Source organism: Marinobacter sp. UBA3607, assembly GCF_002375525.1.
Lineage (GTDB): Bacteria > Pseudomonadota > Gammaproteobacteria > Pseudomonadales > Oleiphilaceae > Marinobacter > Marinobacter vinifirmus.
On the sequence record NZ_DFLY01000005.1, the window covers coordinates 20,096 to 33,112 of the forward strand.

General features: G+C 61.2%; 12 protein-coding genes. 9 read left to right on the forward strand and 3 right to left on the reverse strand.

Annotation, left to right across the window (positions count from 1 at the left end; all coding sequences use genetic code 11):
• Window positions 1-21: 21 nt before the first annotated feature.
• From B2589_RS01215 to modC, 6 genes are all read left to right on the forward strand, one after another.
• Window positions 22-759: a glutathione S-transferase family protein gene (locus B2589_RS01215; RefSeq protein ID WP_286815360.1), complete on the forward strand. Its 738-nt coding sequence runs from the start codon at window positions 22-24 to the stop codon at window positions 757-759.
• 106 nt (window positions 760-865) lie between these two features.
• The gene (locus tag B2589_RS01220; protein WP_286815361.1) at window positions 866-1,849 is read left to right on the forward strand and encodes a sterol desaturase family protein; all 984 of its coding nucleotides are present in this window, start codon (window positions 866-868) and stop codon (window positions 1,847-1,849) included.
• On the forward strand, window positions 1,815-2,747 hold the full coding sequence (locus B2589_RS01225; protein WP_286815362.1) for an alpha/beta hydrolase: 933 nt from the start codon (window positions 1,815-1,817) through the stop codon (window positions 2,745-2,747). The genes B2589_RS01220 and B2589_RS01225 overlap by 35 nt, the downstream gene beginning before the upstream one ends.
• The gene (gene modA / locus B2589_RS01230; RefSeq protein ID WP_286815363.1) at window positions 2,681-3,484 is read left to right on the forward strand and encodes a molybdate ABC transporter substrate-binding protein; all 804 of its coding nucleotides are present in this window, start codon (window positions 2,681-2,683) and stop codon (window positions 3,482-3,484) included. The genes B2589_RS01225 and modA overlap by 67 nt, the downstream gene beginning before the upstream one ends.
• Window positions 3,485-3,499: 15 nt before the next feature.
• A complete protein-coding gene (modB, locus tag B2589_RS01235; RefSeq protein ID WP_022988448.1) occupies window positions 3,500-4,177 on the forward strand; it encodes a molybdate ABC transporter permease subunit in 678 nt (225 codons plus the stop codon).
• Window positions 4,174-5,250 (forward strand): molybdenum ABC transporter ATP-binding protein, encoded by a 1,077-nt coding sequence (gene modC, locus B2589_RS01240; RefSeq protein WP_286815364.1) that lies wholly within the window; start codon window positions 4,174-4,176, stop codon window positions 5,248-5,250. Before modB ends, modC begins: the two co-directional genes overlap by 4 nt.
• A 2-nt stretch (window positions 5,251-5,252) precedes the next feature.
• Here modC and crp read toward each other — a convergent pair whose 3' ends face one another.
• Window positions 5,253-5,894 carry a cAMP-activated global transcriptional regulator CRP gene (gene crp / locus B2589_RS01245; RefSeq protein WP_022988450.1) on the reverse strand — a complete coding sequence of 214 codons (642 nt, stop codon included), beginning with the start codon at window positions 5,892-5,894 and terminating at the stop codon, window positions 5,253-5,255.
• A 172-nt stretch (window positions 5,895-6,066) separates the two neighbouring features.
• Between crp and B2589_RS01250 the strand changes: the two genes are divergently transcribed.
• The 3 genes from B2589_RS01250 to B2589_RS01260 all read left to right on the forward strand — a co-directional run bounded on the left by B2589_RS01250 (window position 6,067) and on the right by B2589_RS01260 (window position 8,375).
• Window positions 6,067-6,489, forward strand: a complete 423-nt coding sequence (locus B2589_RS01250; protein ID WP_022988451.1) for an OsmC family protein — start codon at window positions 6,067-6,069, stop codon at window positions 6,487-6,489.
• A 99-nt stretch (window positions 6,490-6,588) separates the two neighbouring features.
• Window positions 6,589-7,380 (forward strand): adenosylmethionine decarboxylase, encoded by a 792-nt coding sequence (gene speD / locus B2589_RS01255; protein ID WP_022988452.1) that lies wholly within the window; start codon window positions 6,589-6,591, stop codon window positions 7,378-7,380.
• A 137-nt stretch (window positions 7,381-7,517) separates the two neighbouring features.
• Entirely contained in the window at window positions 7,518-8,375 is an 858-nt protein-coding gene (locus tag B2589_RS01260) for a pirin family protein (protein ID WP_286815365.1), read from the forward strand.
• A 3-nt stretch (window positions 8,376-8,378) separates the two neighbouring features.
• On the opposite strand, the gene B2589_RS01265 is transcribed toward B2589_RS01260, so the two are convergent.
• Both B2589_RS01265 and B2589_RS01270 read right to left on the reverse strand, forming a co-directional pair.
• A complete protein-coding gene (locus B2589_RS01265; protein WP_199458227.1) occupies window positions 8,379-9,245 on the reverse strand; it encodes a phosphoribulokinase in 867 nt (288 codons plus the stop codon).
• Window positions 9,246-9,264: 19 nt separating this feature from the next.
• Complete coding sequence (locus B2589_RS01270; RefSeq protein ID WP_286815366.1) at window positions 9,265-13,017, reverse strand: DUF1631 family protein; 3,753 nt, start codon at window positions 13,015-13,017, stop codon at window positions 9,265-9,267.

Genomic DNA, 13,017 nt, shown 5'->3' on the forward strand with positions numbered 1-13,017 from the left:
TATTTCAGGGGAATCATCACCATGGCCGTGAAACTCTACCAATTCTGCATCTCCCACTATTCCGAAAAGGTTCGCTGGGCCCTCGATTACAAGGACATCAAGTACCAGCCGGTCAACCTGCTACCCGGGCAGCACAGCAGAACCATCAAGAAGCTTACCCGGGCCGGGTCCTCGGTGCCGGTGCTGGACCACGATGGCCAGATTATCCAGGGCTCTTCAGAGATCCTGGACTACCTGGATAAAACTTTCCCGGAACCCGCCCTGATGCCCGAAGACCCGGCCCTGCAGGAACAGGTTCGCAGCTGGGAGACAAAGCTGGACGAACTGGCTGGCGCGGCCATCCGCACCTGGGTCTACCACTACTTCCTGCAACGGCCGAAGGTAGTGGTGCCGCTGCTGGCTGCCGGCACACCGTTCTACAACCGCATCCTGCTCAGCCTGGCCTTCAGCCGGGTGGACGAGATCATGCGAAACTGGATGAAGATTAACCAGAAGACCGCCGATGCCGCGCAGGAAACCCTGGAGCAACTGATTACCGAGCTGGCAGAGGTATACGAGCGGCAGCCGTACCTGGTGGGTGACCGGTTCACCCGGGCTGACCTGACCGCTGCAGCGCTGCTGGCCCCGTTGTTCCAGCCCGAGCAATATCCCGTGCCCTGGCCCAAGCCGGCAAAGGTCCCGAAACCGGTGCAGGCCTGGCTGGCAGACTGGCGCCCGAAACTGGAGCCGGTGGTGCAGGTGTACCACAAGCACCGGTAACCGGGGCTGTTGGCCGAAAAGGTCACCTCCGCTGTCGCAACAGGACAGTGCATTTATTGTTGGTTATGCCAAGATAAAACCTGAAGAAAAACAAAACAGGTTTCCCATGGCATTACTCGACATGATGCGGGCCGTACTGGAAGACAGCGGCCTGCTGGCACTCTGGCACACACTGGCCCCGTGGCTGGCCCTGGATGAGCGGCAGCTGATTTTCATGGTGGCCACCCCGATTTTTATCGGTATTACCTTCTGGGAGTACCGGAAAATCCGTCACGACCCGAAACTGATGGATACCGCCGAAGCCATCCGCAACTTTGCCCTCGGCGCCGGTTACCAGGTTACCGAGTTACTGTTTGCCGGCATCATAGCCTTCCCTGTCTATGCGCTTTGCTATCACTACCGCCTGTTCGAGCTGGAACTGAACTGGTTGACCGGATTCCTGACCTTCCTGGGCGTGGATTTCTGCTTTTACTGGATGCACCGGGCCAGCCATCGCATGCGCTGGTTCTGGGCGGCCCACGTGGTGCACCATTCCTCCGAACGCATGAACTTTTCCACTGCCATGCGCCAGAACGCCACCAACATTTTCAACTGTATGTGGGTGTTCTACCTGCCCATGGCCCTGATCGGCTTCAACCCGGTGTGGATCGGCGTGGCCTATGCCTTCTCGCTGGTGTACCAGTTCTTTGTGCACACCACGCTGGTGGGCCGGCTGCCCGGCTGGATCGAACGGGTGTTCAATACCCCCAGCCACCACCGTGTACACCATGGCCGCAATCCGGAATACATTGACCGCAACTACGGCGGCACCCTGATCATCTGGGACCGGCTGTTCGGCACCTTTGCCCCGGAAAACGATGCCAATCCGCCGGAGTACGGCATCACCCGGCAAATCCATTCCACCAACCTGATTGTGCTCTGGACCCACGAATATGTGGACATGTTCCGCGACATGAGCCGCCCGGGCGGTCTACTCTCCCGTCTCGGACATTTGTGGCGACCACCGGAGTGGCAGCGCCCGACCACCAGCAACAGCGAACAACCGGGCACCCTGCATGAGCGAAACCACCCTGAACCTGACCGCCACTGACGGACACCGGATAACCGGCACCCTGTTTTGCCCGGACACCCCCGGCGCGGCTTTAGTGATCAGCCACGGCATGGCCGAGCACGGCAACCGCTATGCCGGCCTGGCCCGGTGGCTGGGCAATCAGGGCGTGGCGGTTGTCACCTATCACCACCGGGGCCATGGCCCGGACTGCCGTCCGGAAGACCTGGGCCACTACGCAGACCATCAGGGCTGGCAGAAAGTGGTGGACGATCTCGGCCTGGTGGTGGATCACATCCGCCAGCAGTTTCCGGAGCTGCCGGTCACCCTGCTGGGCCACAGCATGGGGTCGTTCATCGCCCAGAGCTATGCTGCGCAGCACGGCGACAAGCTCGACACACTGGTGCTCAGTGCCACCAACCGCATTCACAAACCCCAGCTGCGGGCGTCCGCCGCACTGGTCTGGCTGATCCGTCTGCTGCGGGGCCGCCGGCACCACAGCAAGCTCATAAGCGCCATGACCTTCGGCCAGTTCAACCGGCACTTCCGCCCTAACCGTACCGACTGCGACTGGCTCAGCCGGGACCCGCAACAAGTGGACCGCTACCGGGCAGATCCGCTGTGCGGGTTCGAGTGCAGCGCCGGCCTGTGGCATGATTTCATCACTGGTATGCTTGGCATCAATCCCGGACAATGGCCGCAGGATCTTCCGGTACACCTGTTTGCCGGCACCGATGACCCGGTGGGCGAGATGGGCAAGGGTATCCGCCAGCACTTCCGGGCGATCCGCGAAGCCGGCATCCAGAAGGTGACCTTCCGGCTGTTTGACGGAGGCCGCCACGAGATGCTGAATGAACTCAATGCCGAGGACGTATGGCAACACCTTCTGCAATGTATTCCGGCTCGGGAAAACGCCTGCACCGAGCCCTTGCCGGCCTGATCGGCATTGCCCTGCTTGTTTTCCAGTCTGCAGCCCTCGCAGAAACGGCCACCCTGGCGGTAGCCGCCAACTTCACCGGCACCATGAACCGGCTGGCGCCGTTGTTCGAACAACAGACCGGTCACCAGTTGCGCATCAGCTACGGCTCTACCGGCAAACTCTATGCCCAGATCCGCCATCGCGCGCCGTTTGATGCCTTTATGGCAGCTGACCAGGAACGACCGCAGTTACTGGAACAACAGGGGCTGGCGGTCGCCGGCACACGATTTGACTATGCCGAGGGCCGGCTGGCGCTTTGGAGCAGAACCCCCGATCTGTTTACCGATGGCACGGCCTGGCTGGCCCGACAACCCGAGCGGCTGGCCATCGGCAACCCGAAAACCGCCCCTTACGGCATCGCTGCCATGGAAGTGCTGGAGAATCTCGGGCTCGCACAAGCCCTCCGGCCCGCGCTGGTCAGCGGCGACTCCATTGCCCAGACCTTCCAGTTTGTCGCCACCGGCAATGCCGTCTCAGGGTTTGTAGCACTGGCCCAAACGCGGACATGGAAGGAGGAAGGCTCCCTGTGGCTGGTACCGAATGATCTGCACACGCCCATCAGGCAACAGGCTGTTTTGCTGGGCCACGGCGAGGATAATCCGGCGGCCCGGGCGTGGATGTTGTTTCTCGCCAGCGAACCGGCACAGGCGATCATCCGTGAAGACGGCTACGATATTCCTGAACAGCCCAACCACTGAACTGGCGGAGACTTCATGAGCCCGGAATGGCAGGCCGTCTGGCTGACCCTGAAACTGGCAGGCATCACCACCGCACTGCTGCTGGTGATTGGTACGCCCATCGCCTGGTGGCTGGCCCGCACCGGACACTGGCTGCGCCAGCCGGTTTCGGCCGTGGTTGCACTGCCACTGGTACTGCCACCCACGGTGCTGGGTTTTTACCTGCTGATCGTTATGGGCCCGGACGGTGCCCTGGGCCGCCTGATGGAGAACCTCGGGCTTGGCCTGCTGCCCTTTACCTTCGAAGGCCTGGTGCTGGCGTCGGTTATCTATTCCCTGCCCTTTACCGTCCAGCCCCTGCAAACTGCTTTCCTGACCATCAACCAGAGCCTGCTGGAGACCGCCGCCACCTTGCGGGCTTCGCCCCGGGATCGTTTTTTCTCGGTTGTGATTCCGCTGGCGCGACCGGGCTTTCTGACCGCCGCGGTACTGACCTTCGCCCACACCGTGGGTGAATTCGGGGTGGTGCTGATGATTGGCGGCAACATTCCGGGAGAAACCAAGGTCTTGTCGGTGGCCATCTTCGACCATGTGGAAGCCCTTGAGTACACACAGGCCCACTGGCTGTCTGCCGGCATGGTGGCGTTTTCCTTTGTGGTGCTGGTCAGCCTGTACGCCCTGAATGGCCGCTACCAGCCGGGAGTGGTGAAATGACCGGTACCGTCAACGCCTGCCTCCGGTGCCAGCTGGGGGACTTCACCCTGGATGTAAACCTGACCCTGCCCGGCTCCGGGATAACCGCGATCTTCGGCCACTCCGGGTGTGGCAAGACCACCCTGCTGCGCTGCATCGCCGGCCTGCAGCCTGCCGAGGGTCACCTGAGCGTGCTGGGCGAACCCTGGCAGGCCGGAAAGCTCAGCCGGCCCGTGCACCACCGGCCCCTGGCCTATGTGTTCCAGGAAACCAACCTGTTTCCCCACCTGTCGGTGCGTAAAAACCTGCTGTACGGATACCGGCGGGTGCCCAAAGCCCACCGGAAAATAGAACCTGAACAGGTGCACCAGTGGCTCGGCCTGTCGCCCCTGCTGGAGCGGATGCCGGCCGGGTTATCCGGCGGGGAGCGCCAGCGGGTGGCCATCGGCCGGGCCCTGCTCACCAGCCCCCGACTGCTGCTGATGGACGAGCCCCTGACGGCCCTGGACCAGCAGAGCAAACAGGACATCCTGCCCTACCTGGAACGGCTGCGGGACAGCCTGGAGCTGCCGGTGCTCTACGTATCCCACTCCACCGTCGAGGTGGCCCGGCTGGCAGATCATATCGTGATGATGGATCAGGGCCGGGTGGTTGCCCAGGGCCCGCTGCAGGAAACCCTGGCCCACACCGATCACCCGTTCCGACTGGAAGAAAATGCAGGGGTTATTCTGAAAGGCAAGATTATCGAGGTGGATACCCGCTGGCACCTGTGCCGGCTGGCGTTCGATGGCGGCGAACTCTGGCTGCGCCACCATGATCACCTGAGTGAGGGAATGACTGTGCGGGTACAGGTGCTGGCCCGGGATATCAGCCTTGCCCTGGAGGAAAATCCGGACCAGAGCATCCAGAACCTGTTACCGGCCTGTATCGACCAGATTGATACCGAGGTAACCCCCGGCACCAGCCTGGTACGCCTGGAAGCCGGGCCAACCGCTTTCCTGGCCCGCCTGACCACCCGCTCCCTGCACCAGCTGCAACTGGAGCAGGGCCAGCAGGTTTGGATGCAGATTAAATCCGTTGCCCTGATGGACTGACCTTAGCGGGTGCCGAACACCACCATGGTCTTGCCTTTCACCCGCACCAGGCCCTGATCTTCCAGGGTTTTCAGTACCCGGCCCACCATTTCCCGGGAACAGCCGACAATGCGGCCGATTTCCTGGCGGGTGATCTTGATCTGCATGCCGTCCGGGTGGGTCATGGCATCCGGTTCCTTGCACAGGTCCAGCAGGGTACGGGCCACCCGACCGGTTACGTCCAGGAAGGCCAGGTCACCCACTTTGCGAGTGGTCTGGCGCAGGCGCGTTGCCATCTGCTCACCGATGAAATACAGCACCCGCGGATCCTGCTGGGCGATTTCCCGGAACTTGGTGTAGCTGATTTCCGCCACTTCACACTCGGTCTTGGCCTTGACCCAGGCACTGCGGGAATCCATGTTATCGAACAGACCCATTTCGCCGAAAAAGTCCCCGGCGTTCAGGTAGGCCATGATCATCTCCCGGCCATCGTCGTCTTCAATGATAACGGTCACCGAACCTTTGACGATGTAGAACAGGGAGTCACTTTTGTCGCCTGCATAGATGATGGTGCTTTTGGCGGGATAGCGCCGGCGATGGCATTGGGAAAGAAAATAATCGAGATGTTTGGTCTTCTGCTCAACCGGCTTGACGATAGTAGCCATAATGCGAGACGTGCCTCCTCAGAGTCTGGCAGTGCTTATCTTTTTATATCCCCGCTTTTCCCTGCAGGTTAGGGTTTTTACTGATGTGCCCGGCAACTTATAACAAGAAGGCCGGTTGCGGGCAACTGTGCTAGCATTCCCGGCCATACCCGAATAGCCGATGGAGACACCGATGAAAGCTACCGTTGACTGGACCGGCAATGCCAGCTTCAAAGCCACCAGTGGCACCGGCCACACCGTACAACTGGACGGACCGCCCGACCACGGCGGCCAGGACCTGGGCCCCCGCCCCATGGAAATGCTGCTGATGGGCGTGGGCGGCTGCTCGTCGTTTGATGTCATGAGCATCCTGAAAAAGAGCCGCCAGGACGTCACCGCCTGCCACGCCGAGCTCGAGGCCGAGCGGGCCGATGCCGTGCCTTCCGTGTTCACCAGGATTCACCTGCACTTTGTGGTAACCGGCCACAACCTGAAAGAAAAGCAGGTAGAACGGGCAGTTAGCCTGTCCGCAGAAAAGTACTGTTCGGCATCAATCATGCTGGGTAAGGCAGGCGTGGAAATCAGCCACAGTTACGAGATCCACGAGGCGGAATAACCGGCTGGAAAAAGTCATTGCAACGACTATCCAATGACACATACGGTATGCATAATACGCAACTTTCTTAAAGGTCTGCGCAAAAGGTGATCAACTATTATGGAAACCAAACTCCAGCTACACGGTTTCAACAACCTGACCAAGTCCCTGAGCTTCAATATCTACGATATCTGTTACGCGCAGACCGAAGAACAGCGTGAAGCCTATATTGATTACATCGACGAGATGTACAACGCCGAGCGCCTGACCCAGATCCTTTCAGACGTGGTCAAGATCATCGGCGCCAACATCCTCAACATTGCCCGCCAGGACTACGAGCCCCATGGCGCGTCTGTCACCATGCTGATTGCCGAGCATGAAGTGACCGACAGTGAAGCCAATAACGAGGAATCCCCGGGCCCGCTGCCAGACACCATTGTTGCGCACCTGGACAAGAGCCACGTAACCGTGCACACCTACCCGGAAAGCCATCCCCACGATGGCGTAAGCACCTTCCGGGCGGATATCGATGTGTCCACCTGCGGCCTGATTTCACCCCTGAAGGTACTGAACTACCTGATCCACAGCTTCGATTCCGATGTCGTGACCGTGGACTACCGGGTGCGGGGCTTCACCCGTGATGTAGACGGCACCAAGCACTACATCGACCACGACATCAACTCGATCCAGAACTACCTGACCGAAGACACCCAGAACGCCTATCAGATGATCGACGTGAACGTGTACCAGGAAAACCTGTTCCACACCAAGATGATGCTGAAGGACTTCAACCTGGATAACTATGTATTCGGCGTGAATGCCAGCGAACTGGACCCGGCCGAAGCCCAGTCCATCGAAGACCGTCTGCGCCGCGAAATGCTGGAGATTTTCTACTCCCGAAACGTGGAGTAATCCGGCCCTGCCGGTGGCCCGGACGGGCCACCGGCCGCTCCTTCAGTTTTTTTGATCCCTCCCGCCAGAATTCTGCGTTTTCATCCTGCCCGTCGCCCCGGTTTAATGGAACCATTGCTAACCGAGAGGACGACACCATGACGCATCGCGCCCTGAAACAGATTATCCCCGCACTGGAGACCTCCGATGGTGCCGGGGTAAAAATCAAACGCTCCCTGGGCCAGCGCCAGAGCATCCGCATGGATCCCTTCCTGATGCTCGACGAGTTCGGCTCTGACCAGCCCCAGGATTACATTGCCGGCTTTCCCGCCCACCCGCACCGGGGTTTCGAGACGGTCACCTACATGATCGAAGGCCACATGTTGCACGAAGACCACCTGGGTAACCGGGGCAACCTGCGCAACGGCGGCGTACAGTGGATGACCGCCGGCCGGGGCATTGTGCACTCGGAAATGCCGCAGCAGGAATCCGGCCTGATGCGCGGTTTCCAGCTGTGGCTGAACCTGCCGGCGGCGGAAAAAATGAAACCGGCCGGCTACCGGGATATCCAGCCCGAAGACATTCCGGCCTTCAGTCAGGGCGGCGCCACCGTCAAGCTGATTGCCGGTGAGATGACCCTCAGTGGTGGCCAGGTGTCCGGTGCGGTCACCGGCGGCAGTACCGATGCCATCTACGCCGACATTCACCTGGAGCCCGGCAGCCAGCTGTCACTGCCGGTACCGGCCAGCCACAACGCCATGCTGTACCTGTACGAAGGCGACGCCGAGCTGATCACGGGGGGCAAGCGCACCCGGCTGCAGGCATCGGCAGCCAGTGTGCTGGATGACGGTGACGAGCTGATGCTGGAGGGCGGCACACAGCCGGCCCGTGTGCTGCTGATAGCCGGCAAACCGATCGGCGAGCCGATCGTGCAATACGGCCCGTTTGTGATGAACACCCGGGAAGAAATCGAACAGACCCTGAAGGATTACCAGAGCGGCCACCTGACCGCCTGAGCTTCAGGCGAAGGCCTTGCCGGCCATCAGCTTCTGCACCATGGGCCGGACGATCAGGTCCATGGCCAGGGGCATCTTGGTACCGGGAATCACCAGGGTATCGTGGCGGGACAGAGTGCTGTGGGGAATCACCTGCAACAGCCAGGCAAAGTCGACATCGGCGGCTTCCCGGAAGTGGATCACCACCATGCTTTCATCTTCGGTGGGCACATCCCTGGCAATAAACGGGTTGGAAGTATCCACCAGCGGGATGCGCTGGAAGTTGATGTGGGTATGGGAGAATTGCGGCACGATGTCGTGCACATAGTCGTCCATACGGTTGATGATGGTTTTGACCACCGCATCCGGGCTGTAACCCCGCTGGTTGGTATCCCGGTGAATCTTCTGGATCCATTCCAGATTGACGATGGGCACCACGCCGATCAACAGGTCCACATACTGGGCAATGTTGTAGTTTTCGCTGACCACCCCGCCATGCAAACCTTCGTAGAACAGTAAATCGGTATCCGCCGGCAATGACTGCCAGGGGGTGAAGGTTCCGGGCTTGAAACCGGCAGCAATCAGCTCCCGGTCTTCATCATGGACATAGTGGCGATAACGGCCGTTGCCGGTATGGCTGTAGTCGTACAGCAAGGCTTCCAGGCGGTCGATGTGGTTGGCCGCCAGGGCAAAGTGGTTGCGCTCGCCGAACTGCCCCTTGGCTGCCAGCCGGGCCATCTGCTCGCGGGTATATCGGTGAAAGCTGTCGCCGCTGACCATCGCCGCGCTGATGTCTTCACTGGCAAACAACCGGCTGAAGATCTGGCCGGTTGTACTGGTGCCCGCTCCGGAGGACCCGGTAACGGCTATGACAGGATGGCGTTTGGACATAAACGGCAAGGCTCCCGGATCAGGTCAGGCTGTCGAGCAGCCGCGGCTTCTCGATCACAAAGCCCTGAGCATAGTCCACACCCAGCTGTCGCAACAGGTCCAGCACGCCCCGGGACTCCACCTGCGAGGCAATCACCTCCCGCTCCATGTAGTGGGCCATGTCGACCATGGACTTCACCATGGTCTGGTCAGTCTCGCTGGCCACCAGCTGGCTGGTGAAGGCGCTGTCGATCTTGATCAGGTCCACCGGCAGCGAACGCATGAACTGGAACGAGCTGGGGCCACTACCGAAGTCACCCAGGCAGAACCGGCAACCCAGCTCCTTCATTTCCGCCATGAAGTCGGCCACTGCCTGCAGGTCATTGATGGCCGAAGCTTCTGTCAGTTCGAACCAGAGCCGTTCAATGGGCGCATCCTGCTTGCTGAGCTTTTCGTAGATAAACTCCAGCAGCGACTGGTCATTCAGGGAGTGACCGGACAGGTTGATACAGATTCCACCCACCGCGCCGGGGTCCGGCGCCTCTTCCCGCAACCAGTCCAGCATGTGGCCCACCACCCAGCGGTCCACCACCTGCATCCGGTCATAGCGCTCGGCCATGCGGATGAAGTCCCGGCCAGTAATCAGCTGCCCGCTGTCGTCGTACATGCTGATCAGCACTTCGTACTGGGACGGCATCCTGGCTTTGCCATGCAGCGGGATAATCTTCTGGCAGCGCAGCAACATGCGCTCGTCGCCCGGGTCCCGCAGGTTCGCCAGCCGGGCAGCAATCTGTTCCTGGCGGTCCTGGTCGGCCTTGTCCGGCGCATACTCGGCAATGGTGCCCTCGCCTTTCTTGCGGGCGGCGGTCAGCGCCTGCTCGGAGGCCCGCAACCAGCGCTCGCCATTGACCAGCACCGGCAGGTCCGGCACCAGCCCCACGTTCGCCGACAACGCATACTGGTTGCCGCCGAATTCGAACACATCGGTTTCGATGGCGCTGATCAGCGCCTTGGCAATGCTGTTGCCCTTGTCCGCCGGCACCAGCATGGCAAATTCGTTACCCGCCAGGCGCGCCACCGGCCGGCCACGCTCCGCCTGCCGGCACAGGATATCCGCCAGGCGTTTCAGCACTTCATCACCGGCCTGGTAGCCGGCCGTGTCGTTCAATAGCCGGAAACCCCGAAGATCCAGGTACAGCAAGGCCAGGTTTTCTTCCCGTCCCGCCAGTTGCTGGTCGAGCATACGCTCGAATTCCCGGCGGTTCAGCAGGCCGGTCAACTGGTCATGGCTGGATGCCCAGGACAGCTGGTCGTAAACATCCTTGACCATGCGGTCGATACTTTCATCCACCAGCGGCCGATCATACTCGGCATCCGGCACAATCACGCCACGGCGCATCTGGCGGGCCAGGTCTTCCAGGCCCAGCTCCACCACTCTCATGCCCTGATGGTTCACAAAGACAAAGCGGCCGAAGCCCCGGGCAACCCACACCAGCCTGATATGCTGGGGCTGTTCCGGCTGGCTCAGGTCCTTCAGCCATTGCCCGCCCTGCAACTGCTGGGCGCGGGTAATCCAGCGCTGGAGGTTGCGCCGCTCCAGTTCGCTCAGGCCATCCTGGTCCTGTGCTGCCGCATCCTGCTCCGGCTCGGCCTCGGGCACATCCACCATTTCAGGCGGCTGCTCCGGCGACCGCACCAGGAACCGTTTGAGTTCTTCCCGAATCCGGGACGAGGGCATATGGTTACCGGAAATAGACGCCAGGCCATCCTGGATCAGCCGCAGCAGTTCCGGCAGGTTGATCTCCATCTGCGGGTCTTCACCGAAGGCCTGCAGGGAGTCGATTACCGCCAGGTAATCAGCCCACGCCTGGCTGTCCGGGCCCTGGCGAATCCAGGTCAGCGACAGCAGGTCACGCCAGCCACCTTCCAGCAGGGTCATCAGTGCCCTGGGCACCCGGCAGCCGGCAATCTTGCGGTTGACCGCTTCAGTGACCGCCGCCCGGGACTCGGATACTTTCTGGGCCCCCTCTGCTGCCGCCGTCACCCGCTCAACGTTGCGGCGATAAATCTGGTTCTGGCGCTCGATCAGCCCGTCCAGCTCGGCAAGCGTTTGCTCGAACATCGCCGGGTCCTGCTCGAACTCGGTGGCAATACGGTGCACCAGCTCATCAACCCGGCGCTGCACCACCGGGTTGATCCGGCCGCCCCGGATACCCAGCTGGGCCAGCCGGTTCATCACTTCCCGAACCGGGCTGCCATGGTCCTCGAAAAACGCAGGATCACGCATCACCACCTTCAGTACCGGCACTTCCAGCCGGCGCATGATGGCCTGGGCGTGTTCACTGAGTTTCGGGCTGGACAACACACTCTGGAAAAAGCGGTCAACCACATCGAGGGTTTCCTGCTGTTCCTCGTTCAGGCCGGCGTCTTCGCCATTTTCCCGAACCTTGCCCAGCACCCGCTCTTTCAGGGATGCGGTATCGTCTTCGTCACCGACAACCTGTAGCTGCAGTTCCTGCAGATCACGGTACAGCTCACCCGGCGACAGCGGCCGGGCATCGGCGGGGAACATCCCGGTTGCCGGTTCTCCGGCGGCCGCCCGTCTGGCCTGGAGGGTACTCAACAGGTTGCGAACCGTGGCGAACGCCGTCCGGGCCGACTGGGAATAACCACGGAAGTCACCGGTTGGCCGGTTAGCGGGGTCGCTGTTCTGGTCCGCAGTACTTTGCTGATCGTCCACAGCCGGTTTCGGCTCTTCAGCCGGCTTCGGCTCCGGCGGCGTCCTGGTTGGCCGGGGATCGGGCTGTTCACTGAGGTAGCGGGACAGGTCGAGATCCGGCAACACACCATGGCGAATCAGTATGTTGTTCAGTTCCCGGTACATGGGCCCGAGTTCCTTCAGCACCGTCAGCTCGAAAACCTTCAGGCAAATTTTTTCCACATCCCGGGACAGGTTGAGCTGCCCCAGGGCATTGTGGAACGCCTCGCTGACCAGGGCCGGCCCCAGCGGATTATGGTGGCCGGTGCGGTTGGCCACCTGCAGGTGGTCCAGGCGCAGCTTCAGCTGCAGCAAGTCACCGCGATAGCGGGTGTCGGCCCGGGTCACCATCACGCGTACCGCCAGCCATTCCTCGAATTCGTTCTTGTCGACTACCGACAGCGCCGCGCCGGGGGCGCCCTTGGGTTCGGGCTTCAGGGGTGACTGCAGGCTGGCCGCCATCTGGTGCCAGATGACCCGCTGGCGGCTGTGGATCTGCCCGGTCGCTTCCAGGTATTCGTTGGCCTGCTGGTCATGGGAAGCCTTCCTGGCAGCAGCCTGCAGTTCCTCAGCCATCTGAACGATGCAGGCATCCATCAGGGGTTCGATGTAGTGGGTAATTGCCCGGGCGGCCTGGTGCAGGACAAACTGGACCCGGTCAGAAGGCGCCTTGAGGGAGGAGCGATCCTGTTCCCGGCTGGCGCCGCACAGCTTGAGCATGGCGTTGACCGCCTCGGGGTCCGAGCGAGTAAAACTGACGCCCATGGCCCCTTCGGTACGACGGGTGGGTGTCACATGCAGCTCGTAACGGCGGTTACCTTCCAGCCCGCGAAAACGCACCACCAGCTCTTGCGGCGCATCACCCGAGAAGGCCCGTTCGATCTTGCCGGAGGTTTCGGCAGAATAACGAATGTACATGCCCTCGGCACAGAAGTCGGCAATCTGGCACGGCAACGGATTACCGGTCCCGATATCAAGCTGGGCTGCGAGTTTGATGGGCTGTCGGGTGCTGCTGCGACGTTCTTTGGGTTCCAT